Origin of the sequence: Flavobacterium sp. (assembly GCF_027483985.1) — a bacterium.
Classification (GTDB): Bacteria; Bacteroidota; Bacteroidia; order Flavobacteriales; family Flavobacteriaceae; genus Flavobacterium.
Genome location: NZ_JAIXTJ010000020.1, coordinates 70,914 through 93,309, shown reverse-complemented (window position 1 = coordinate 93,309; position 22,396 = coordinate 70,914). Strand labels below are relative to the sequence as shown.

The 22,396-nt window shown below is 31.8% G+C and carries 25 protein-coding genes and 1 tRNA gene; 18 read left to right on the top strand and 8 right to left on the bottom strand.

What is annotated here, in order from left to right; genetic code table 11:
- Nucleotides 1-4 precede the first annotated feature (4 nt).
- Nucleotides 5-445: a GNAT family N-acetyltransferase gene (locus tag Q0050_RS04325; RefSeq protein WP_298392781.1), complete on the bottom strand. Its 441-nt coding sequence runs from the start codon at nt 443-445 to the stop codon at nt 5-7.
- A 178-nt stretch (nt 446-623) separates the two neighbouring features.
- Between Q0050_RS04325 and Q0050_RS04320 the strand changes: the two genes are divergently transcribed.
- Nucleotides 624-696 (top strand) — tRNA-Gly (locus Q0050_RS04320).
- A 44-nt stretch (nt 697-740) separates the two neighbouring features.
- Here the strand turns inward: Q0050_RS04320 and pepE are convergent.
- Nucleotides 741-1,451 carry a dipeptidase PepE gene (pepE, locus tag Q0050_RS04315; RefSeq protein ID WP_298392780.1) on the bottom strand — a complete coding sequence of 237 codons (711 nt, stop codon included), beginning with the start codon at nt 1,449-1,451 and terminating at the stop codon, nt 741-743.
- Between the two features lie 160 nt (nt 1,452-1,611).
- Between pepE and Q0050_RS04310 the strand changes: the two genes are divergently transcribed.
- From Q0050_RS04310 to Q0050_RS04285, 6 genes are all read left to right on the top strand, one after another.
- Nucleotides 1,612-2,367: a hypothetical protein gene (locus tag Q0050_RS04310; protein WP_298392779.1), complete on the top strand. Its 756-nt coding sequence runs from the start codon at nt 1,612-1,614 to the stop codon at nt 2,365-2,367.
- A 14-nt stretch (nt 2,368-2,381) separates the two neighbouring features.
- A complete protein-coding gene (locus Q0050_RS04305; protein WP_298392778.1) occupies nt 2,382-3,176 on the top strand; it encodes a hypothetical protein in 795 nt (264 codons plus the stop codon).
- Nucleotides 3,177-3,194: 18 nt separating this feature from the next.
- The gene (locus Q0050_RS04300; protein ID WP_298392777.1) at nt 3,195-3,695 is read left to right on the top strand and encodes a DUF6702 family protein; all 501 of its coding nucleotides are present in this window, start codon (nt 3,195-3,197) and stop codon (nt 3,693-3,695) included.
- Between the two features lie 61 nt (nt 3,696-3,756).
- A complete protein-coding gene (locus Q0050_RS04295; protein WP_298392776.1) occupies nt 3,757-6,006 on the top strand; it encodes a M1 family metallopeptidase in 2,250 nt (749 codons plus the stop codon).
- A gap of 39 nt (nt 6,007-6,045) precedes the next feature.
- Complete coding sequence (locus tag Q0050_RS04290) at nt 6,046-6,402, top strand: twin-arginine translocase TatA/TatE family subunit (RefSeq protein WP_298392775.1); 357 nt, start codon at nt 6,046-6,048, stop codon at nt 6,400-6,402.
- Nucleotides 6,402-6,956 (top strand): phosphatase PAP2 family protein, encoded by a 555-nt coding sequence (locus Q0050_RS04285; protein ID WP_298392774.1) that lies wholly within the window; start codon nt 6,402-6,404, stop codon nt 6,954-6,956. The genes Q0050_RS04290 and Q0050_RS04285 overlap by 1 nt, the downstream gene beginning before the upstream one ends.
- Here Q0050_RS04285 and Q0050_RS04280 read toward each other — a convergent pair.
- Both Q0050_RS04280 and Q0050_RS04275 read right to left on the bottom strand, forming a co-directional pair.
- Nucleotides 6,953-7,594 carry an O-methyltransferase gene (locus Q0050_RS04280; RefSeq protein ID WP_298392773.1) on the bottom strand — a complete coding sequence of 214 codons (642 nt, stop codon included), beginning with the start codon at nt 7,592-7,594 and terminating at the stop codon, nt 6,953-6,955. The genes Q0050_RS04285 and Q0050_RS04280 overlap by 4 nt on opposite strands.
- A gap of 7 nt (nt 7,595-7,601) precedes the next feature.
- On the bottom strand, nt 7,602-8,126 hold the full coding sequence (locus tag Q0050_RS04275) for a hypothetical protein (RefSeq protein WP_298392772.1): 525 nt from the start codon (nt 8,124-8,126) through the stop codon (nt 7,602-7,604).
- A gap of 67 nt (nt 8,127-8,193) precedes the next feature.
- Here Q0050_RS04275 and rlmN point away from each other — a divergent pair, with 67 nt between their 5' ends.
- The 7 genes from rlmN to Q0050_RS04240 all read left to right on the top strand — a co-directional run bounded on the left by rlmN (nt 8,194) and on the right by Q0050_RS04240 (nt 16,003).
- Nucleotides 8,194-9,231, top strand: coding sequence for a 23S rRNA (adenine(2503)-C(2))-methyltransferase RlmN (rlmN, locus tag Q0050_RS04270; RefSeq protein WP_298392771.1), 1,038 nt, complete (start codon nt 8,194-8,196; stop codon nt 9,229-9,231).
- Between the two features lie 63 nt (nt 9,232-9,294).
- Nucleotides 9,295-10,272, top strand: coding sequence for a polyprenyl synthetase family protein (locus Q0050_RS04265; protein ID WP_298392770.1), 978 nt, complete (start codon nt 9,295-9,297; stop codon nt 10,270-10,272).
- Between the two features lie 220 nt (nt 10,273-10,492).
- A complete protein-coding gene (locus tag Q0050_RS04260) occupies nt 10,493-11,053 on the top strand; it encodes an RNA polymerase sigma factor (RefSeq protein ID WP_298392769.1) in 561 nt (186 codons plus the stop codon).
- Nucleotides 11,040-11,789 carry a hypothetical protein gene (locus Q0050_RS04255; protein ID WP_298392768.1) on the top strand — a complete coding sequence of 250 codons (750 nt, stop codon included), beginning with the start codon at nt 11,040-11,042 and terminating at the stop codon, nt 11,787-11,789. The genes Q0050_RS04260 and Q0050_RS04255 overlap by 14 nt, the downstream gene beginning before the upstream one ends.
- A 96-nt stretch (nt 11,790-11,885) precedes the next feature.
- Nucleotides 11,886-12,947 (top strand): OmpH family outer membrane protein, encoded by a 1,062-nt coding sequence (locus Q0050_RS04250; protein WP_298392767.1) that lies wholly within the window; start codon nt 11,886-11,888, stop codon nt 12,945-12,947.
- Nucleotides 12,948-13,078: 131 nt separating this feature from the next.
- On the top strand, nt 13,079-15,055 hold the full coding sequence (gene dnaG, locus Q0050_RS04245; protein WP_298392766.1) for a DNA primase: 1,977 nt from the start codon (nt 13,079-13,081) through the stop codon (nt 15,053-15,055).
- 201 nt (nt 15,056-15,256) lie between these two features.
- Entirely contained in the window at nt 15,257-16,003 is a 747-nt protein-coding gene (locus tag Q0050_RS04240; protein ID WP_298392765.1) for a T9SS type A sorting domain-containing protein, read from the top strand.
- A gap of 87 nt (nt 16,004-16,090) precedes the next feature.
- On the opposite strand, the gene Q0050_RS04235 is transcribed toward Q0050_RS04240, so the two are convergent.
- Nucleotides 16,091-16,720, bottom strand: coding sequence for a response regulator transcription factor (locus Q0050_RS04235; RefSeq protein ID WP_298392764.1), 630 nt, complete (start codon nt 16,718-16,720; stop codon nt 16,091-16,093).
- An 85-nt stretch (nt 16,721-16,805) separates the two neighbouring features.
- Complete coding sequence (gene nadE, locus Q0050_RS04230; RefSeq protein ID WP_298392763.1) at nt 16,806-17,612, bottom strand: NAD(+) synthase; 807 nt, start codon at nt 17,610-17,612, stop codon at nt 16,806-16,808.
- Nucleotides 17,613-17,828: 216 nt separating this feature from the next.
- Between nadE and gldB the strand changes: the two genes are divergently transcribed.
- Together gldB and gldC are read left to right on the top strand one after the other, a co-directional pair.
- A complete protein-coding gene (gldB, locus tag Q0050_RS04225; RefSeq protein WP_298392762.1) occupies nt 17,829-18,797 on the top strand; it encodes a gliding motility lipoprotein GldB in 969 nt (322 codons plus the stop codon).
- Nucleotides 18,790-19,125, top strand: coding sequence for a gliding motility protein GldC (gene gldC, locus Q0050_RS04220; protein WP_298392761.1), 336 nt, complete (start codon nt 18,790-18,792; stop codon nt 19,123-19,125). The genes gldB and gldC overlap by 8 nt, the downstream gene beginning before the upstream one ends.
- 31 nt (nt 19,126-19,156) lie before the next feature.
- Here gldC and yihA read toward each other — a convergent pair whose 3' ends face one another.
- Both yihA and Q0050_RS04210 read right to left on the bottom strand, forming a co-directional pair.
- A complete protein-coding gene (gene yihA, locus Q0050_RS04215) occupies nt 19,157-19,777 on the bottom strand; it encodes a ribosome biogenesis GTP-binding protein YihA/YsxC (protein WP_298392760.1) in 621 nt (206 codons plus the stop codon).
- 36 nt (nt 19,778-19,813) lie between these two features.
- Complete coding sequence (locus Q0050_RS04210) at nt 19,814-20,578, bottom strand: alpha/beta hydrolase (protein ID WP_298392759.1); 765 nt, start codon at nt 20,576-20,578, stop codon at nt 19,814-19,816.
- Between the two features lie 461 nt (nt 20,579-21,039).
- Between Q0050_RS04210 and mraZ the strand changes: the two genes are divergently transcribed.
- Nucleotides 21,040-21,513: a division/cell wall cluster transcriptional repressor MraZ gene (mraZ, locus tag Q0050_RS04205; RefSeq protein ID WP_298392758.1), complete on the top strand. Its 474-nt coding sequence runs from the start codon at nt 21,040-21,042 to the stop codon at nt 21,511-21,513.
- Entirely contained in the window at nt 21,488-22,396 is a 909-nt protein-coding gene (gene rsmH, locus Q0050_RS04200) for a 16S rRNA (cytosine(1402)-N(4))-methyltransferase RsmH (RefSeq protein ID WP_298392757.1), read from the top strand. The genes mraZ and rsmH overlap by 26 nt, the downstream gene beginning before the upstream one ends.

Below are 22,396 nucleotides of genomic sequence, written 5' to 3'. Positions count from 1 at the left end.
GGCATTAGCCAATTTCTTTTTTCATTATATAATGGAAACCAATATCGGCTATAATAAATGGATTTCCAACTTTGATGTATTTTAATTTTTCATAGAATGCAACGGCGTTCTCACGTGCATTAAACCATATCAATTCGCCGAGTTCTTTTTTTATGTATTCTTCGGAATGTTTCAAAAGCATTTCACCAAATCCTTTTTTTTGATGATTTTGCAAAATAGCCATTCCTCTAATTTGAAACTGATTTTCAACATTAAATATACTATTATTTTTTCTAAAAACCGACACAACGCCTATTAAGTTTTTGTCAACAAATAATCCAAAATGAATAGTGGTTTCAAGATTGTCTCCTTCAAATTGACAACTTTCTACTGGTTTGCCACTTCTCAAAACAGGATGACGCACGCTAAAAGTGTCAATTGTGCTAATTTTTTTTATTTCTATCATAAAATATTTCAATGCAAATTAAAAGATAACAAATTAATAATAAAACTTTTAGAACGCATTTGATTTGTAAAATTTTTTCTACGTAAAAATTTTTGAAAAAAAATTTGCATCAAAACAAACAAATGCTATATATTTGCACCTCACAAAACGAGATAATTAATCTAGTATGTGAGATAATGCGGAAGTAGCTCAGTTGGTAGAGCTCCAGCCTTCCAAGCTGGTTGTCGCGAGTTCGAGCCTCGTCTTCCGCTCTTAAAAAAACCTCTAAGTATTTTAGAGGTTTTTTTTATGAATTTTATTTTCCTAAAAACTGCAAATCGGTTTCAGGACTAATTTCTTCTGGTAATTGGTTTTGTCTAAATAACCTTGCAGTAAGTTCGCCTTTCAAAATTATTTTTTCACCTTTTACTTCAAGCCAACTTCCTTCTCGCAATCCTAAAACTGGAGTAGTATTAAATGCGTGAAATTCTTTAATTCTTGTTTCACGAGTTTCTCCCATATGCTTGCTCTGCAAATCGGGGTCGAGATAATGTGGGTTTAAATTGAATGGAATAGCACTTAAGGTTTTAAAACTTGGCGGATAAATAATCGGCATATCATTGGTGGTTTGCATTGAAATTCCAGTAATATTACTTCCTGCGCTTGTGCCTAAATAAGGAGTTCCAGTCGTAATAACTTCTGATAAAACATCCATTACCTTATGTTCGTATAATTGCGATACTAGTAAGAACGTATTTCCTCCGCCAGTGAAAATTCCGTCAGCATTTTTTATGGCTTCAATTGGGTTTTCAAACGTGTGTAATCCAATGATTTTTTTATTTATTTTCGAGAAAGCGACTGCAACTCTTTCTGTATATTCATCATGTGACATTCCGCCAGGTCGCGCAAAAGGAATGAACAAGATGGTTTCGCAATTTCCAAAATGATTTTTAAGAGTTGGTAGTAAATATTCTAAATATGCTCCACCGTGAAGTGTTGATGTACTTGCAATTATGAGGTTTTTCATTTTTATATTTTTTAAACTAAGATTTGTTTTATTGGGTAGTTGCACTAAAATTTTATCAAATTTACAAATTAATAATTAACAAAAATTTACAATTGCATTGGCTAATTTTTTGGAGGACTTTAAGATACTTTTACCCAATGTTTTACTGATAATTTCAATTTTGCAAAAAATAAAAATACTTTTCTTCTTTTTAATAATTACACAATTTGCTTTGGCACAACAATTAGCTGTATCAAAAAAAATTAATGGTAAAGTCACCGCCGATAGTAATGATTTAGAAAACATCTATATCATAAATCTAAAATCTGATAAATCGGTTTTGAGTGAAAGAGGAGGTTATTTTTCAATTGATGCTACTATCGGCGATACGTTGGTTTTCACGGCTGTTCAATTTAAGAGTGTGAAAATTGCATTGAAAGAATCGGATTTTAACAACGAACTCCTATTTGTTAAGATGGAAACCTTAATTAGAATGTTAGATGAGGTTAAAATCAACGAGTACAAAAACATAAACGCTGTTTCATTGGGTATCATTTCATCAAAAACAAAACATTATACTCCAGCCGAACGGAAATTGAAAGCGGCATCTAATTATGATGCTCAAATAGGAACCAATACCTCAGTTGGTCTTGATCCGGTTTTAAACTGGATTTCTGGAAGAACAACAATGTTAAAAAAGGAAGTTGAAGTGGAGAAAAAAGAACTGATGTTGACTAAAATAGAAAATCTTTATGATGAAAAATATTTTATAGAAACACTCAAGATTCCTGAAAATTTTGTCAAAGGTTTTCAATATTATATTGTTGAAGATGCTAAATTTGCTGAAGCATTAAAAGCCAAAAATAAAACAATGGCGACTTTTTTAATGAATGAGTTAGCCGTGACTTACAAAGAACTGATTGCTCCAAAACCTTGATTTTTTTTATGCTTATGAGAAATAAATTACTTCTAGTATTATTGTTTTTATTTTCATTTAATTCTTTTTCACAAAACGAAAGAGTCAAAATTTTAAGAGCCATTGTAGTTTCCGACTCGGTTCAAGTAGAACGAGCTACAGTTACTAATATCACAGCAGAAACAGTCACAATTACAAATGATATTGGGCAATTTACCATTTTTGCAAAAGAAGACGATGTAATTATGATTTCAGGCGTAGCTTTTGAAACTAAATTGGTAAAGTTAAAAGCATCTGATTTTGAAGAGATGATTTTTAAAATTGAAATATCACAAAAAATAAATCAATTAGATGAGGTTAAAATTGGTCCATATAAGCTTTCAGGCGACTTGACTTATGATGCTAAAAGGATAAAGGTAAAACCAGCTTTTAAGGTTGAATTACCACCAATAGATTGGTCTACCATTGAAATAACTGGAGTAAAAGCTAGAGTTGAAAATATGTTTATGCCAAGTTCCAGTAATGCAGCAAAAGTAGATTTTGTAAAAATAGGTACTGCATTGGCTAAATTATTTGGAGGAAATCCGAAAAAGAAATATGTAACACATAAAGCCGATTTGGCGGAATTTCAAACGGAATTAACCAAAAGATTTTCTGAACAATTTTTTGAAGAAACGTTGAAAATTTCAAAAAGCGATAAAGCTTTGTTTGTAGATTTTTGTTTTTCTGAAGAAATTAATGATAAAAAACTACTGGAAACTAGTAACGCCTTAGCTTTAATGGAATATGTTATTGCTAAAAGTAACGAATTTAAACAAATAAAACGATAATAATTGTACTTTTGACGTATGGTAAAAGCATTCAGAACAACGTTATTTTTGGTGATGTTTATTGGGTTGTCATCGATGGCAGTTCATAAATTTTATGTGTCGATTTATCAAGTAAATTATGCTCCAAAAAAGAAGATGATTCAAATCACAAGCCGATTATTCATAGATGATTTGAATGATGCTTTGGAGCGAAAATTTAAAAAAAGAACATTTATAGCATCTAAAGATGAAACGGTTGAAGATGAAAATTTATTGAAAAAATACTTTGCAGAAAAATTTATAGTTAAAGTAAATGGTGTTTCAAAACCAATTAATCTCGTGAGTAAAGAGGTTGATGCTAATGTTGTGATTTGTTATTTTAGCATTAAAGATGTTGCTAAAATATCGTCAATAGCAATTGAAAATAATGCATTAATGGAACTTAATGATGAACAGCAAAATATCATTCAAGCCAACTTCAATGGGCAAAAGCAAAGTTTGTTATTAACCTCAGAGAATTTTAAAGGAATGTTAAAATAATTTCTATAGCTGTTAATTCAATCAAAAAAAACTACTTTTATGGCTTAAAATTATTTTATGTATGAAAAATAGTTCAGCTATATTAAAGTTCGGTTTACTTTTGTTTTCTATCGCTAACTTTGCACAAGAAGCACCAAAACCAGCACCATCTACAGAGAGAAATCCTGATAAATTCAAGCAAATGTATGATTTGTTGGCAACACCAAATATGTACAGAACAGCTTCTGGCGCTCCAGGTCCAGAGTATTATCAGCAACAAGCCGATTACAAAATCAATGTGGAGCTAGATGACAAAAACACCAAATTATATGGTGAAGAAACTATTACTTATACTAATAATGCTAAAGAATCTTTAGATTACCTTTGGTTGCAATTAGATCAAAACCAACAAGCAAGAAAATCACTGTCACCACTTGTAAATGGTGAAAAAACCGAGCCAGCAATGGGTGTACAAGGTTTTTCAAGAAAATATTTAGAAGAAAAATTTGACGGAGGTTTCAATATTGAACACGTTAAAGATGCTGCTGGTAAGCCAATGCAATATTCTATTAACCAAACGATGATGCGTATTGAATTGCCAAAAGTTTTAAAGTATAAAGAAAAGATAACTTTTTCTATTAAATGGTGGTACAACATCAATAATTATTTATTAGATGGTGGTCGTTCAGGATATGAGCACTTTGATAAAGATGGCAATAATTTATACATTTTAGCGCAGTTTTATCCTAGGATGGCGGTTTATAATGATGTTGAAGGTTGGCAAAATCAACAATTTTGGGGTTCAGGTGAATTCACTTTGCCGTTCGGAAACTTTGAAGTAAACATTACGGTTCCAGCAGATCATATTATGGAAGCAACTGGTACTTTATTGAACAGACAAGAAGTGTTTACTCCAGCACAGCTTTCAAGATTAGCTTTGGCTGAAAAAACGTTTGATAAACCAGTTGTTGTAGTAACACAACAAGAGGCTGAAGCTGCAGAAAAAGGTTTTTCTGACAAGAAAAAAACATGGAAATTTAAAGCAGAAAATGTTCGTGATTTCGGAATTGCAACATCTAGAAAGTTCATCTATGATGCAATGGCTGTAAAATTAAATGATAAAACAGCGATGGCAGTTTCTGTTTATCCTAAAGAGGGAAATCCGCTTTGGGGTGAATATTCTACTAGAGCAGTGGCACATACACTTAAAAGTTATTCAAGTCACACGTTTGATTATCCTTATCCAAAAGCGGTTTCTGTACACGCACAAGATCAAGGAATGGAATATCCAATGATTTGTTGGAATTGGGGTCGACCTGATGCAGATGGAAAATATACTGATAGAGTTAAAAACGGAATGATTAGTGTAATCGTGCACGAAGTTGGACATAATTATTTTCCAATGATTGTAAATTCTGATGAGCGTCAATGGACTTGGATGGATGAAGGTTTGAATTCATTTATGGAATATATGGCTTTGATGGAATGGGATCCAAATTTCCCTGCTGATAGAGGTCCAGCTAAAAACATCGTTCCTTACATGAGTGGCGATCAAAAAGGGCTTGAACCTATTATGTCAAATTCAGAAAGTATTCGTCAGTTTGGAAATAATGCCTACGGAAAACCAGCTGCAGGATTAAATATTCTTCGTGAAACTATTATGGGAAGAGAATTGTTTGATTATGCTTTCAAAACCTATGCAAATAGATGGAAGTTTAAACATCCAACTCCTGAAGATTTCTTTAGAACAATGGAAGATGCTTCAGCATTTGATTTAGATTGGTTTTGGAGAGGATGGTTTTACACAACTGATTATAATGATATTGGAGTAAAAGAGGTTAAGAAGTTCTTTGTAAGTAATGAACCAACGAAAGAAGTAGAAGAGTTCATGAAAAAAAGACGTCGTAGAAATTCTAATGCTGGACCAATGGTTTATATGGTTGCTGATGGAAGCGAAGATTTTAAACCTGAAATGAATAAGCCTTTTCAAATTAAGGATTATCAAGCGCTTGATGAATATGTAAATAAAACTTTTTCAGCAGAAGAAAAAGCTAAACTTAAAGATCCAAAATACTTTTATCAAGTTACTTTTGATAAACCAGGTGGATTAGTAATGCCAATAATCGTTGAGTTAACTTTTGAAGACGGAACAACTGAAATTCAAAAATTCCCAGCTCAAATTTGGAGAATGAATGATAAAGAAGTTAGCAGAACATTTGCTACGCAAAAAGCTATTACTAAAATTGTTCTAGATCCAAAATTAGAAACTGCCGATATCGACACTACTAATAATAATTGGCCTAAAGTTGAGGTTAAATCTAAATTTGATTAAGAACTTTGTAACTTTGCAAATCAATTAACAATAAAGAATATGTTTGGAATAGGTGGAGGCGAATTAATTTTCATTATTTTCATTGCTCTTATGCTTTTCGGAACCGATAAAATTCCCGAAGCAGCAAGGACTTTTGGTAAAGTTATGGCTAATTTAAAGCATGCTACTAATGAAATTAAAACTGAGATTCAAAAAAGTGCCGATGTACAAGAAATAAATTCTTCAATACAACAAGTTACTTCTTCTTTCACAGAGGAAGTTGATAAGGTAAAAAACAGTGTTTCGGTTGCTCCACCAGACTTTACATCTAATGCTTTAACAGATGCTACTTCAGGCATCAATGAAATTAAAGAAGATTTTGAAAGTCTTACTGGACCAATAAAAAGACAAAGGTAATGCTCGAAAAAATCATTGCGATAGACAAAGATTTACTGGTTTTCTTAAACGGATTGGGTTCCGAATCGTTTGATGGATTTTGGTTAATAATAACAAAACAAGTCTACTGGACGCCTTATTTTTTGCTAGTTTTTTATTTGTTAGCAAAGAAAATAGGCTGGAAGAACTTTTTTATCGCACTGGTTTTTATCGCAGTATTGATTTTAATAAGTGATCAAACATCCAATTTTTTTAAGAATCATTTTCAGCGTTTGCGTCCGTGTAACGACTTAGATATAAAAGATATTATTAGAAGAGTCAAACCAAGTGATTCTTATAGTTTCTTTTCGGGTCACGCGACAAATTCAATGGCTACCACCGTTTTTGTATTTTTAATAATTAGAAGATATTACAAGTATACCTTTCTATTATTTTTGTTTCCATTAGTATTTGCATTCAGTAGAATTTATCTCGGACTACATTTTCCATCAGATATTTTAACAGGATATGCTTTTGGAGCTACTTTCGGATTTATTTTTTATAAACTTTATCAGAAATATATTCTTAAAGATTAAAGTACTCGCGATACTGTTAATCCATCACGAATAGGCAACAAAACCGTTTCTACTCTTGAATCAGTATTAACCATTTGATTGTACTCTAAAAGTATTTTTGTACTCAAATCTTTCGGATTCAATTCTTCGAGAACTTTTCCACTCCAAAGTACATTATCCGATAGAATGATGCCGCCTTTATTCATCATCGGAACAACCATATTAAAATAATTGATGTAGTTTTCTTTGTCAGCATCAATAAAAACCAAATCATATTTCTTGCTCAGAGTAGGAATTATTTCTAAAGCATCTCCTAGATGTGCAGTAATTTGGTCTTTCCACGGCGATAGATCAAAGTATTTTTGTTGAATTGGCACTAATTCTTCTTTTACGTCTATAGTATCTAAAGAGCCATTTTTCTGCATTCCTTCTGCTAAGCATAATGCTGCATAACCTGTGTAAGTTCCGATTTCTAAAATGTTTTCTGGATTTATAATTTTAGACAACATACTTAAAACTCGACCTTGAAAATGACCACTCAACATTCTTGGTTGTAATATTTTTTGGTGGGTTTCTTTAAAAAGTTGGACCAACAATTCAGGCTCATTTTGTGAATGTTGCTCTACGTAATTTTCTAATTCTTCAGATATGAAATGCATTTTTTGTTTAATTATTGTTAAAAGTGTCAGCTAAAAAAATTGATGAATTTTCAAGTTTATTTTCATAACTATAATAGACTATGGAATAAACATACTTTCCTTTTACACCTATCAAATTATATAAAATCACTTTTTCATTTTGTTTTATTTTTGAATTCAAATTTAATTTGTAGATAAAATAATTTTTTTTCGGACCACTCTCTAATCCTAAAATTTCAATTTTTTTTTCATTCAAATAATTAATTAAGGATAAATTAATTTCTGTCAAATTATTACCATTTTGCAAAGATAATTTGCTAGAATCCCATTTTGCAAACTCAAGTATGTTATTCTTATTGTCTCTTAATATTGGGCAATGAGTAATGAAATTTTCATATTTACCGTCATATACTTCTTTCCAATTTCCTTCTAATTTATATTTGTTTCCACCAAAATCTTCGAGGTTGGTATATTTTTTAATGGAATCATTTTGACTGAAACTATTTGTGAAGGAAAGTAATATTAACAATAAATGCAAATTTTTCATTTTCATTTTTTTACAAAATTACAAATTACTACAGACAAATAACCAAATCAACAAATTGTTTTACCTTTGCACTATGATTGAGAAAAAAGACATAAGAAGTTTAACCAAAGAACAAATCCGTGATTTTTTTGTAGCCAACGGCGATAAAGCTTTTCGCGGCAATCAAGTACACGAGTGGTTGTGGAGTAAAGGCGCGCATTCGTTTGAAGATATGACTAATATTTCAAAAGAAACGAGGTCTATTCTAGAAACTAATTTTGTTATCAATCACATCGAAGTCGATACTATGCAACGCAGTGAAGACGGAACGGTTAAAAATGCCGTGAGACTTCACGATGGTTTAATTGTAGAATCGGTATTAATTCCGACAAATACTAGAACTACGGCTTGTGTTTCATCGCAAGTGGGTTGTAGTTTAGATTGCAATTTTTGCGCCACAGCTCGTTTAAAAAGAATGCGAAATCTCGAGCCAGGTGAAATATATGATCAAGTGATTGCCATTGATAGAGAAAGTAAATTATATCATAATCATCCGCTTTCTAATATTGTTTTTATGGGAATGGGTGAACCTTTGATGAACTATAATAATGTTATCAAGGCTATTGATATGATTACCTCAGACGAAGGTTTAGGAATGTCACCAAAAAGAATTACGGTTTCAACCTCAGGAATTCCAAAAATGATTAAAAAAATGGCTGATGACGAAGTGAAATTTAAGTTGGCAGTTTCTTTACATTCAGCAATTGATGAAGTTCGTGCTCGAATTATGCCATTTAGTAAGAACTTTCCTTTGGCTGACTTGAGAGAATCTTTAGAATATTGGTACCGAAAAACAAAAAGTAAAATCACCTACGAATATGTAGTTTGGAAAGGAATAAACGATACTAAAGAAGCTGTTGATGCCTTAGTTAAATTTTGCAAATATGTTCCGTGTAAAGTAAATCTTATCGAATACAATCCAATTGATGATGGCGAGTTCCAACAAGCCTCAGACGAAGCCATTAATTTATATATATCAGAATTGTCGAAATATAATATTGTTGCAAAAGTAAGAAGAAGTCGTGGTAAAGACATTGATGCAGCTTGCGGGCAATTGGCTAACAAATCATAATTTTTTTATAAGCTTAGCGACATCTTTTGTGAGGTATTTTCAATTTAACTACCTTTGAAACCAATGAATATTACTTCACAAATAAAACAACCTATTCTTGAAGAAATGGAGCTTTTCGAAAAAAAGTTCTATGAATCAATGTCGTCTAAAGTAGCGTTGTTAAACAGAATCACGTACTATATTGTTAACAGAAAAGGAAAACAAATGCGACCAATGTTTGTTTTCTTAACTGCCAAAATGATTTCAGGCGGAAGTGTTGATGAACGCACTTATCGCGGTGCGTGTGTAATTGAATTGATTCACACCGCAACTTTAGTTCACGATGATGTCGTTGATGATAGTAATAGAAGAAGAGGTTTTTTCTCGATAAATGCTCTTTGGAAAAATAAAATCGCCGTTCTTGTTGGTGATTATTTACTATCTAAAGGTTTATTACTTTCTATAGATTATGGAGATTTCGATTTATTGCGAATAATTTCGGTTGCGGTAAGAGAAATGAGTGAAGGCGAATTACTTCAAATTGAAAAAGCAAGACGATTAGATATTACAGAAGATATCTACTACGAAATCATCCGTCAAAAAACAGCTACACTTATTGCTGCTTGTTGTGCACTTGGAGCAAAATCAGTTTCAGACGATGAAATTATTGTCGAAAAAATGCGAAAGTTTGGTGAACTTATCGGAATGGCTTTTCAAATAAAAGACGACTTATTCGATTATACTGATGAAGCCATCGGAAAACCTACTGGAATTGACATCAAAGAACAAAAAATGACTTTACCATTAATTTATGCTTTAAACAATTGTTCTGATAAGGAAAAAAGCTGGTGCATCAATTCTATAAAAAACCACAATAAAGATAAAAAGCGCGTTAAAGAAGTAATCCAGTTTGTTAAAAACAAAAACGGACTTTCTTACGCCGAACAAAAAATGGCCCAATTCCAACAAGAAGCTCTGGCTTTGATTCAAGATTTTCCTAATTCTATTTATAAAGATAGCTTGATCTTGATGGTAAACTACGTTATTGAAAGAAAGAAGTAGTTTCAGTGTTCAGTTCTCAGTTGTACACAATTTGTCATTCCGTAGGAATCTCAAAAAATAATTTCAATTTAAACTGTTGTAATTCAATTAAATAAAAATATTTTTAATTATTTTCACATTAGTATGCAACCATTTTACAACTACAATCGTCTATGCTAATAGAAGACTGTTTTTAATGCGATTGACTGAAAACTAAAAACTGAATTTTGAACACTGAGTAATGAAAGTAATCAACTTACATCAAGAAGAAAGAGAAGTAATCGAATTGGCTGTCGAGAACAATCGTCATGCACAACATCAGATTTATTCTAAATTTTCTCCAAAAATGTTAAGTGTTTGCAGACAATATATTAAAGATGTTCATCAAGCTGAAGACATAATGATTACAGCTTTTATGAAAGTCTTCACCAATTTAAAAAATTTTAAACACGAAGGAAGTTTTGAAGGTTGGATAAGAAGAATAATGATAAATGAATGTATTTCCTTTATAAGAGTTCAAAAAAAAGTTAAGTTCATTGAAGACGAGAATTATTTTGAAGAAAGTTTCAATAATATCGAAAGTCAGTTTTCTGTTGAAGACATTCAGTTTTTGATAGACAATTTACCTGACGGTTATAAAATGGTGTTCAACCTTTATGCGATTGAAGGTTATAAACATCAAGAAATTGCAGCAATGCTCGGAATTAATGAAGGAACATCAAAATCGCAATTATCACACGCTAGAAAAATGTTGCAAAACAACATCAGCAATTTAAAAAATTACACCAATGGCACAGAATAATATAGAAAATCAAATAAGAGAAAAGTTAAATGCTCGAGAAATCCAACCTACAGAAATGGCTTGGGATCGATTAGACGCGATGCTTTCCGTAGCGGAAGAGAAAAAAACAAAGCGTTTTCCTTTTTTCACAGTTAAAAATATTGGGATTGCCGCAAGTATCTTGGTTTTTATGTCGCTAGGTTTGTTTTTTATAAATCAAAAAGAGGAAATCTCAAACGGTACTAATACTGTAGTTACAAAAGAAATTAAAAACAACAACGAACAAAAAGATTCAGTAATCACAAAACAAAATTTCATAAACGAAACAGTAAGTCAGCAAGAAGAGCAAGTTGCAGTAACAATCAACAATCAACAATCAACAATTAACAATCAACAATCATCTAAGAGTTTCAATTCAATCAAACAAAAAACAAATCAAAAATCAATCATCAACAAAGAAAAAGAAATCGAGTATCAACTTACTGAAGTCATCGCTCAGAAAGAGATGCCAAAAATTAGTTTTCAAGAAAAGGTAGAACAACCTAAAAAAGTGGTCAATGTTGATGAAGTAGTAGCTTCAATGGAGAAAAACCCTAAAAAAGAAGCGATTTCAAAAGTTAAAGTAAACGCCAACAGTTTGTTATCTCAAGTCGACGGAGAATTAGAACAAACATTCAGACAGAAAGTTATATCCAAAATCAGTAAAAATTACCAAGAAGTAAAAGTGGCACTTGCCAACAGGAATCAAGAATATTAAACATCACAATTACAAAAGCAATTTTTAAGATTTTTTAAATTTCTTAAATCGGTATTGCAAAAAATTAAGTTCAATCATCATTTAAATTAAATCATCATGAGAAATTTTACAATTTACTTAGCACTATTACTATGCCTTTTTGCGAGCAAAATGGTAGCACAAACAACTTTTGAAAGCAAAGCCAAAGCTATTGCAGACAAGATTGAAAAGATTACAAAAGAGGAGAAAGAAACCCTAAAAGCAGAGGTGGAAGCTGTGAACGTTCAATTAGAAAACGGTTCGATTACTAAAGAACAAGCCGATGCCAAAAAACAAGAGCTAGCGCAAGCTAGAGCGACAATTATTGAAAATAGAGTTGCTGTTGCTCAAGAAGAATTAAAGGATTTAGTTCAGCAAAAAGTAGACGGAAAAATAGAAGAAGAATACCAGCCAAATAAATTTGGTTTTGTTTTTAGTAAATCGAATGGTAAGAATGGCGAAAAATATCAAAAATACCGCGATTCAATTGCCAATCGTTCTGAGAAAAGAACAACTTCACAATTTGTTTTTGCGCTTGGTTTAAACAATGTAGTTACAGATGGTTCAGTTGAGAATTCTGATTTTAGATTTGCAGGTTCACGTTTTTACGAATGGGGTTTGTCTTACAATTCAAGATTATTTAAAAATGATAATTTATTACATTTAAAATATGGCGCATCCTTAATGTACAACGATTTAAGACCAACTGAAAACAGAGTTTTTGCCGTGAATGGAAATCAAACGCAGCTGCAAACTAGCGCAATTAATTTGAAAAACTCTAGATTTAGAAATGTCTATTTAGTAGCACCTATTCATTTAGAATTTGATTTTACAAAGAAAAAAGAAAAAGATGGTAAGACTTATTTTAAAACGCACAATAGTTTTCGTTTAGGAGTTGGAGGTTATGCCGGAATCAGAATCAAGTCTAAACAAAAAATCGAATATGAAATTGATGATATAGAATATGACGAGAAAGCTAAAGGTGATTTCAATGCAAGCAATTTTATTTATGGTTTAAGTGCCTACATTGGTTATAAAGAAACAAGTTTGTACATCAAATATGATTTGAATCCAATATTTCAAGACAATGTTGTAAAGCAAAACAATGTTTCATTAGGAATACGATTCGATTTTAATTAAATAGTTGTTGGGTTAGTTATTAATTGTAGAGGCGCGATTTATCGCGTCTCTTTTGTATAAAAAAATATGTATTTTTACACAATACAAATTTTATGATTTTATAAAAAATCTAAAAATCTAAAAATCCAAAATTGATAACCAAAGAAACCATAGATAAAGTTTACGAAGCTGCTCGTGTTGAGGAAGTTATTGGCGATTTCGTACAACTGAAACGCGCCGGAAGTAACTTCAAAGGTTTGTCGCCTTTCTCGGATGAACGCTCGCCTTCCTTTATGGTTTCGCCTGTAAAAGGAATTTGGAAAGATTTTTCGTCTGGTAAAGGCGGAAATGCCATTGCTTTTTTGATGGAGCATTCTCAATTTACCTATCCTGAAGCTATTCGGTTTTTAGCTAAAAAATACAATATTGAAGTCGAAGAAACCGAACTGTCAGACGAAGAGAAAGTTATAGCCAATGAAAAAGAAAGTTTGTTTCTTGTTTCAGAATTCGCATCTAAATATTTTCAAGAAATGTTGCTCAATTCCGAAGAGGGAAAAGCCATTGCACTTTCTTATTTTAAAGAACGAGGTTTTACTAATGAAACCATCAAGAAATTTAATTTAGGATATTCACCTAATCAATGGGACGCTTTAACAAAAGAAGCGCTCGGAAAAGGGTATAAATTAGAATTTCTAGAAAAAACCGGATTGACAATTGTAGGTGAAGACAAACAGTTTGATCGATTTAAAGGTCGTGTGATGTTTCCAATTCAGTCGATGAGCGGAAGAGTTTTAGGATTCGGTGGCCGAATTTTAACCAATGATAAAAAGGCTGCAAAGTATCTTAATTCACCAGAAAGTGATTTGTACCACAAGAGTAAAGTTCTGTACGGAATTTTTCACGCCAAACAAGCCATTGCCAAAAATGATAATTGCTACTTAGTTGAAGGTTATACTGATGTAATTCAAATGCATCAAGCCGGAATTGAAAATGTAGTAGCTTCGTCAGGAACAGCTTTAACACCTGATCAAATTCGTTTGATTAATCGTTTGACTAAGAATGTTACTGTTCTTTTTGATGGCGATGCGGCAGGTTTACGTGCGTCTATTCGCGGAATCGATTTGATTCTTGAAGAAGGAATGAATGTAAAAGTTTGCACATTTCCCGATGGTGATGATCCTGATAGTTTTGCTAAGAAAACGCCTTTGCCAGAATTGATTCAATATTTTGAGGATAATGCAATGGATTTTATCCAATTCAAAGCATCGTTGTTGATGAAAGACGCCAAGAATGATCCCATCAAGAAGGCTGAACTGATTCGTGATATGGTAGCAAGTATTTCTAAAATTCCCGACCGAATAAAAAGAGAAATTTATATTCAAGAGGTTTCTAGAATTATGGATATTTCTGAAGATGTACTTTTCAATACTTTGGCTCAACTAGTCAAGAAAGATATTTCAGAACTCAGTAAAAAACACAAAGAAGAACAAACCGCTTTTGAAGTTGTAAAAAATGAGAATCCAGTTCTTGCAGCCAATATTGATATCCAATACGAATTAGAACACAAAATCATAGAAATTCTCTTAATCTACGGAAATGTAGAGGATGATTTTGAAGATATTTTGCTTAAAGCAAATGAGAATGGCGAAATGGTTGAGGTGAAAGAAATGAATAAATACAAAGTTTACCAACGCATTTTTTTAAGCTTGCAAGAAGACGAAACGGAATTAGCCAATCCGTTGTTTAAAAGTATTTATGATGATTTGATTACTTATTTCAATCAAAATGAAACTTTTGAATTAGAAAAGTATTTATCACAATTACCACCAGAATTGTCTCAAGAAGTAACGTCGATTCTTATGAATGATGAGCGTGAAGCCTTACACAATTGGGAAGCTAAAAATATCTTCGTAAAAGCCAAAGACAAAACCATAAGCCAATACGTTTCAGAAACTATACTAACTTTAAGATGGTTTTTAGTAAATAAGATTATAGACGAATTAAAAACGTCAATCACACAAGAAACAGAAGTTGATAATTCCGAAACGCTATCGATGGTAGTTGATTATTTAGGATTGACCAATATGTTCTCCAAAAAATTAGGAAGAGTAATTTCTAGGCATAACTAGAAAATACCAAAAATAAAAATTCCAAATTCCAGTGAACTAGCTATTGGAATTTGGAATTTTTTTTGGAATTTTCATCCTTTACTCAATGTTTTTTAAGCCATGTTTTTGGCTATAATTTAATTCCATAAATTTTTAAAAATAATTTAAATAAAATGTAAGTTTAAAAAATCCTTATATTTGAATAATTAAAATAATATTAAAATGAAAAATAAAATTTTTAACATTTTAGCCTTTTTGTTTGTAACCACATTATTTGGACAATTTTCAACTGGCGAAAGAAGTTTAGGTGCTGTTAACAGGACAATACAAATTGACACGGATCCAACCACGGTTACCTTAACTTTAAAAGGACCTAGTGATAGATGGCTAGGTGTTGGTTTTGGCGGTAATAATATGAATTCAGTAATTGACATGTTTATATGGAGTGATTCTTCTGAGAGAGACTTTAAAACAAATGGCGGACATAATCCACCTACACCTGATACGAGCCAAAGTTGGACAATTCTTTCAGATAATGTTTCGTCGGGAACAAGAACTGTTGTGGCTACCAGAACATTGGTTTCTGCCGGTGATTACACATTTACCAATAATTCATCTGGAATTCAAATCATATTTGCAGTTGGTGAAAATACAACATTTGGGTATCACGGCGCCAATCCACATGGTACGGCTGCATTAAATAGATTTGTTTTGTCTAATGAAGACTTTTCGTTGAAATCCTCAAGTATTTATCCAAATCCTTCAACTGGCACTTTTATTGTAAAGACTAAAACTACTTTAGAGAAAATTAGTATTTATACTCACTCAGGTAGTTTAGTTAAAACAATTACTCTTGATGGTAAAAAAGAAGAAAATGAAATTAATTTAGCTGATCTACAATCTGGAATCTATCTTTTTGAATTGCAAGATGGAGAAGATAAAGCTTGGAAAAGGGTTGTTTTAGAGTGAGTTAATTACTTATTATCCAGTTAAAAAGCTCAAACTTCATAGCGAAATTTGAGCTTTTTTACTATTTCTAAAATCTGATGTATTATATTACACAATATCGAGGGTTTTAGCTTTATTAACCAAGTCCACTAAATTAGTAACATTTAATTTCTGTAAAAGTCTTAATTTGTAAGTTGAAATTGTTTTTTCGTTTAGTCCTAAAACTTTTGAGATTTCATTGTTTTTCTTTCCGTCACATAAATAACGTAGTACTTCAATTTCTCTATTAGATAATTTTCTGTATAGGCGTTCGCTTTTATTTTGTTTAGCAATTAAGGCAAGATTTCGTTTAATACTATCACTTAGCATAATGATTCCTTGATGTACTCTTATAATTGTTGTTCCAAGAGTTTCAAGTTTCGATGATTTGTGAACGAATCCTGCAACTCCGGCTTTGATAGCATTAGGCGCATAAATTTGCTCATTCAAACTAGTAAATACAAGAACTTTAGTATTTGGAAAATTTTTTATAATGGCTTTTAATTCATAAATACTTTTTAGTCCGTCAAGCTCAAGATCGATAACTAAAACATTTATCTCTTTATTTCTCAAAGCATCTGGAACCATAAAAAAACTGCCTACATTAGAAACCACACTGATCTCAGGATGGTCTTTAAAATATGATTTAACTCCATAATGTACTACAGGGTAATTATCGGCAAGACATACATTTATCATAATTCAAAATTTTAGGGTCTAAATATTAAACTTATTTGTAAAATTAATAAAAAAATGCAAATAATTGATTATCAATGTTAATTAATTATTTATACATTTTTGGGATTTCGCATACCGGTATCGGATTCATCTTGTGACTATTTACGAAATTTAACCTAGTATAGATTTCTAAAACTTCTTTTTTTCTATCAGTATATTCTGAGGGTGCATTTTCACCCGCTTTTTCGAGCATTGCCCATTCTAATTCATCATAACTTGCACCAAGTTGTTGTTCGTCAGTTCTATTGTCACCAAACAAACCATCTGTTGGAGCCGCGTTTTGAATAGATTCTGGAATTTTTAAGTAAGAACCAAGTTCATAAACATCACTTTTCATTAAATCAGCTATCGGACTCAAATCAACGCCGCCATCGCCATATTTAGTATAAAATCCAACACCAAAATCTTCTACTTTATTTCCTGTTCCTGCAACTAATAAGCCGTGAATGCCTGCAAAATAATATAAAGTAGTCATTCTCAAACGCGCTCTTGTATTTGCTAAAGCTAAATGGTATTTTGCTTCATTATCACTTAATGGCATTTGTGTTTTAAAGGTGTCATAAACTGGCGTTAAATCTGCTTCAGCTCTTTTTACATTTGGAAAACGATCCATAAGTTGTTCTATATGTTCGCGTCCTCTACTAACTTGATTTGGAGCTTGATGTATTGGCATTTCAATACAAAAGGTTGTTAATCCTGTTTGTGCGCATAGCGTTGAAGTTACAGCAGAATCAACGCCGCCAGAAATTCCCACAACAAAACCATTAACTTTTGCGTTATCAGCATAAGTTTTTAACCAACTAACTATGTGTTCGTTTACTTTTTCTACTTGAATTGTGCTTTTTTTAGCCATAGTTTAGAGATGAATTAAGAATTTTAAGTCATTTATACTTTTTTGATTGAAGCGAAAAATTAGGGTTTTTGTTTCAGATTTAAACTTTTTTTCATTGCATAGTTGTGCTACGGAATTAAAAAAAGTTTAAATATGGAATAAAAATACAATTTTACAGCCAATTGAAAAAAGTTTAAACGACTTCAATGTATATTTGCAAAAATATTAAAATAAAGTATGAAAAAATATTTTTATGTAGTAACAATTAGTCTTTTACTTTTTTCTTGTGATAACAAAAGTAAGGTAGAAAAGGCAGTAGAAGAAATTCCTGTCGAAATGAAAGTCGTTCGTTTCGAGCAAGCTTTTTTTGATGCAAAACCTGAAGAGTTAGCCAATGTAAAAAATGAATATCCCGACTTTTTTCCAGAAGGTACACCAGATGCGGTTTGGATTGATAAAATGAAGCATCCGCAATGGAGGGAATTGTATCAAGAGGTTGAAAAAAAGTATAAGAATTTCGGAAAACAACAATCGGAAATTGAGGATTTGTTCAAACACATTAAATATTATTTTCCAACTATAAAAACGCCAACTATTTATACGGTAATTTCAGAAATGGATAATAATAACAAAGCGATTTATGCCAATGACAAACTAGTGATCGCTTTAGAATTGTACTTAGGGAAAGAGCATAAGTTTTATAGCGAGTTTCCAGCTTATTTAAGACAAAACTTTGAAGAACGACAAATGGTTCCTGATATTGTTTCTAGTTTTGCTTTTGGTGTTTTACCTGCTCCTAAAGACAAAGATTTACTTTCTTTAATGATTAATTCTGGAAAGGAACTTTATTTAAAAGACATACTGCTGCCAGAATATACCGATGCTGAAAAAATTGGCTATACCGAAGATCAAATTAAATGGAGTAAGGAAAACGAAAGTTACATTTGGGAGTACTTTATAAACGATAAACTTTTATACAGTTCGGATTCTAAATTGCCTAATCGTTTTATAAACTTGGCACCTTTTTCAAAGTTTTATCTTGAAATCGATAACGAATCGCCAGGAAGAATTGGGCAATGGGTTGGATGGCAAATTGTGCGTTCTTTTATGGAAAACAATCCTAAAGTTTCCGTTCAAGATTTAATTAAAATGAACGAAAAAGATATATTCGAATTATCTAAATATAAACCTAAAAAAAATGAGTAAAAATATAACTTCCGAAATAAAATTTGTTGTTGAGCTAGATGAAAATCGTGTTCCCGAAAAGTTAACTTGGACAGCACAAGATGGTGGTGTTGATTTAGAAGAAGCTAAAGCAATGCTTTTATCAATTTGGGATAGTAATACCAAAGAAACGTTGCGTATTGATTTGTGGACAAAAGACATGCCTGTAGATGAAATGAAAATCTTTTTTCATCAAACATTAGTTGCTATGGCTGATACTTTTGAGAGAGCTACGCAAGATGAAAAAATGGCTTCGACAATGCGAGATTTCACTGATTACTTCGCAGAGAAGTTAGAATTAAAAGGATAAAAAAATGGTTCGCAATTGCGAACCATTTTTTTTAAAACTCATTCATATCTTTAAAAACATCTTGATTAACACCATCAATAAATTCTAAAAGTTCCTCTTTTCCGGTTCCTTCAGTTGATGAGGTTACAAAATGTTGTGGCATTTCTTCCCAGTTGTTGGCTAATAATTCTTTACGATAAGCCGCAATATGAGCGGCGACTTTTCCTTTACTGATTTTATCAGCTTTGGTGAAAATAATACAAAACGGAACTTCAGTTTCACCCAAATATTCTATAAATTCTAAGTCAATTTTTTGTGCTTCCAATCGGATATCGATTAATACAAAAGCACAAACCAATTGTTCTCTTTGTTCAAAATAATCGGTAATGAATTCTTGAAAAACTTCTTTAGTTTTTTTTGAAACTCGTGCATAACCATAACCAGGTAAATCTACCAAGAACCAATTAGAATTGATTTTAAAGTGATTGATTAACTGTGTTTTTCCGGGTTTTCCTGATGTTTTTGCCAAATTTTTATGATTGGTCAACATATTAATCAAAGATGATTTTCCAACATTGGAACGACCAATAAATGCATATTCAGGTAAACGCTCTAATGGGCATTTGCTTACATCTGAATTACTAATTATAAATTCGGCGGTAGTAATTTTCATAGTGTCTTTTTAGATACATTGGAGTATCAATTAATCTTACAAATGCTCTTTTGTCAACCAGTTTTCAACTATGCGATTGAACTCATCTGGATGTTCCATCATTGCAGCGTGTCCACATTTATCAATCCAGTATAAATCTGAATTTGGCATCAGTTTATTAAATTCTTCTGCAACTTCAGGCGGCGTAACGGCATCATTTTTACCCCAAATTAAACAAGTTTTCACGTGCATTTTTGGCAAATCTTTAGCCATATTATGACGAATAGCGCTTTTTGCAATCGTAAGCGTTTTTATAACTTTAATACGATCATTTACAACAGCAAATACTTCGTCAACAATTTCTTTTGTAGCTACTTTCGGATCATAAAAAACGGCTTCTGCTTTATTTTTTATGTATTCATAATCACCTCTTTTAGGATAACTGTCACCCATTGCGCTTTCATAAAGTCCTGAACTACCTGTGATTATTAATCCGGCTACTTTTTCAGGATACATTTTTGTGTGATACAATGCAATGTGTCCGCCAAGTGAATTTCCTAATAAAATTACGCGGTCAAATCCTTTGTAGGTAATAAAATCTTTTACATATTTTGCAAAAGCTTTTACGTTGGTTTTCAAAATATTTTGGGTATATAGCGGTAACTCCGGAATTACAATTTTGTAACCTTTGGTAGAGAAATAATTGGCAACGCCTTCAAAGTTACTTAATCCTCCCATTAATCCGTGTAGAATGACGATTGGAGTTCCTTCTCCAACTTCAATATAATTGTATTTTTTGTCTTTTACTGCAGTTAAATCCATAGTATTTTGGCTTCTTTTTTCAATTGTTACAAACCTACATAAATTTTAGCAATATTAAAGTATTACACAACGATTTTTCTCTCTTTACTTCCTTTTCTAATTTATAAAAACTACCACAAAACGGAACAGTTTAGTTGCTTTTTTAAAATTTTCCTGACGGATTTATTTCTGTAAAATATTCAATAGGATTTGACTTTTCAACAAACAAATTTGCTGGTTTTTGAATTTTATAAAATTAAAAATTTATTAAATTTTTCGCAACTTAATTCAATTGATTGTCAATTTATTGCAGTATATCAACGATTCTAAATGTTTTGTTAATTATTATGCAAATAGCCTTCAGGTTGAAAGTGATTAATATTTTTTCAAAAGTGGTAAAACTTATTAACAAAGTGGGGTTTTGTGGTAAAATGTGGGGAATTATTTTATATTTTTGCTCATTATCATTAAATACTAATTAGTTGAACTCATTAATCGGAACATACGAATGTAAGGTTGACATCAAAGGAAGGCTACTTTTGCCTGCACCTTTGAAGAAGCAACTTGCGCCTTCGCTTCAAGACGGATTTGTCTTGAAACGTTCTGTTTTTCAGCCTTGTTTGGAACTTTATCCTATGGCAGAGTGGAATTTAATGATGCAAAAAGTCAATAAGCTTAACAAGTTTGTAAAGAAAAATAACGACTTCATTCGTCGTTTTCAAGCAGGTGTTAAAGTGGTTGAAATTGATAATTTGGGACGTCTTCTTGTTCCAAAAGATTTAGCAAATTTTGCTCAAATTACTAAAGATATTGTGCTGTCATCGGCCGTCAATATCGTGGAAATTTGGGATAAAGATTTATACGAAAAAGCAATCGATGATTCTGTTGGTGATTTTGCTGATTTGGCAGAGGACGTAATGGGAAATGTAAATGACGACGACAATGGAATATCATAATCCAGTATTATTAAAAGAAACAGTTGACGGTTTAAATTGTATTCCTGATGGTGTTTATGTAGATGTCACTTTTGGCGGTGGCGGACATTCAAAAGAAATTTTGAGTCGTCTTGGTGTTAACGGAAAATTGTTTGCGTTTGATCAAGATGAAGATGCTTGGGAAAATGCTTTGCCTGATGAACGCTTCACTTTGATAAAAGAAAATTTTAGATACATCAAACGCTTTTTAAGATTTCACGGAATCAAACAAGTAGACGGAATTTTAGCTGATTTAGGGGTTTCATCACACCAATTTGATGTTCCAGAAAGAGGTTTTTCAACGCGTTTTGATGCCGATTTAGATATGAGAATGAGTAAGAAAAACGAATTGAATGCTCATAAAATTATCAATGAATACGACGATGTCAATTTAAAAAGAGTTTTTCTTGATTATGGCGAATTAAAAGTTGCTCCAGCATTAGCAAGAACAATTATTGAAGCAAGAGAAATAAAATCTATTGATACAACAGATGAATTAAAATTGGTTTTGCAGCGATTCTTGCCTGATCAATTTAAAAATAAAATTTTGGCTCAAATCTATCAAGCTATTAGAATTGAGGTGAATCAAGAAATGGATGTTTTAAAAGAATTTCTAGAGCAATCTTTAGAAGTATTGAAGCCTGGCGGAAGATTAAGCGTGATTTCCTATCATTCTTTAGAAGATAGATTGGTAAAAAGATTTATGAAAAACGGAATGTTTGAAGGTGAACCAGAACGCGATTTCTTCGGAAATTTTTCAGTGCCTTTCAAATTAATAGGAAAATTAATCGTTCCAACCGAAGAAGAAATAAAAATAAATAACCGAGCTAGAAGCGCAAAGTTAAGAATAGCAGAGAAAAAATAG

Excerpts from the sequence above, each read along its gene's own strand:
- Q0050_RS04290 (WP_298392775.1), top strand. The coding sequence starts at position 6,046 with ATGTTTGGAATAGGTGGAGGCGAATTAATTTTCATTATTTTCATTGCT.
- rlmN (WP_298392771.1), top strand. The coding sequence starts at position 8,194 with ATGATTGAGAAAAAAGACATAAGAAGTTTAACCAAAGAACAAATCCGT.
- gldB (WP_298392762.1), top strand. The coding sequence starts at position 17,829 with ATGAAAAAATATTTTTATGTAGTAACAATTAGTCTTTTACTTTTTTCT.
- Q0050_RS04255 (WP_298392768.1), top strand. The coding sequence starts at position 11,040 with ATGGCACAGAATAATATAGAAAATCAAATAAGAGAAAAGTTAAATGCT.
- Q0050_RS04210 (WP_298392759.1), bottom strand. The coding sequence starts at position 20,578 with ATGGATTTAACTGCAGTAAAAGACAAAAAATACAATTATATTGAAGTT.
- Q0050_RS04280 (WP_298392773.1), bottom strand. The coding sequence starts at position 7,594 with ATGCATTTCATATCTGAAGAATTAGAAAATTACGTAGAGCAACATTCA.
- Q0050_RS04285 (WP_298392774.1), top strand. The coding sequence starts at position 6,402 with ATGCTCGAAAAAATCATTGCGATAGACAAAGATTTACTGGTTTTCTTA.
- Q0050_RS04325 (WP_298392781.1), bottom strand. The coding sequence starts at position 445 with ATGATAGAAATAAAAAAAATTAGCACAATTGACACTTTTAGCGTGCGT.
- Q0050_RS04250 (WP_298392767.1), top strand. The coding sequence starts at position 11,886 with ATGAGAAATTTTACAATTTACTTAGCACTATTACTATGCCTTTTTGCG.
- Q0050_RS04275 (WP_298392772.1), bottom strand. The coding sequence starts at position 8,126 with ATGAAAATGAAAAATTTGCATTTATTGTTAATATTACTTTCCTTCACA.
- Q0050_RS04265 (WP_298392770.1), top strand. The coding sequence starts at position 9,295 with ATGAATATTACTTCACAAATAAAACAACCTATTCTTGAAGAAATGGAG.
- Q0050_RS04305 (WP_298392778.1), top strand. The coding sequence starts at position 2,382 with ATGAGAAATAAATTACTTCTAGTATTATTGTTTTTATTTTCATTTAAT.
- Q0050_RS04260 (WP_298392769.1), top strand. The coding sequence starts at position 10,493 with ATGAAAGTAATCAACTTACATCAAGAAGAAAGAGAAGTAATCGAATTG.
- gldC (WP_298392761.1), top strand. The coding sequence starts at position 18,790 with ATGAGTAAAAATATAACTTCCGAAATAAAATTTGTTGTTGAGCTAGAT.
- Q0050_RS04235 (WP_298392764.1), bottom strand. The coding sequence starts at position 16,720 with ATGATAAATGTATGTCTTGCCGATAATTACCCTGTAGTACATTATGGA.
- nadE (WP_298392763.1), bottom strand. The coding sequence starts at position 17,612 with ATGGCTAAAAAAAGCACAATTCAAGTAGAAAAAGTAAACGAACACATA.
- yihA (WP_298392760.1), bottom strand. The coding sequence starts at position 19,777 with ATGAAAATTACTACCGCCGAATTTATAATTAGTAATTCAGATGTAAGC.
- rsmH (WP_298392757.1), top strand. The coding sequence starts at position 21,488 with ATGACGACGACAATGGAATATCATAATCCAGTATTATTAAAAGAAACA.
- Q0050_RS04295 (WP_298392776.1), top strand. The coding sequence starts at position 3,757 with ATGAAAAATAGTTCAGCTATATTAAAGTTCGGTTTACTTTTGTTTTCT.
- Q0050_RS04300 (WP_298392777.1), top strand. The coding sequence starts at position 3,195 with ATGGTAAAAGCATTCAGAACAACGTTATTTTTGGTGATGTTTATTGGG.
- pepE (WP_298392780.1), bottom strand. The coding sequence starts at position 1,451 with ATGAAAAACCTCATAATTGCAAGTACATCAACACTTCACGGTGGAGCA.
- Q0050_RS04240 (WP_298392765.1), top strand. The coding sequence starts at position 15,257 with ATGAAAAATAAAATTTTTAACATTTTAGCCTTTTTGTTTGTAACCACA.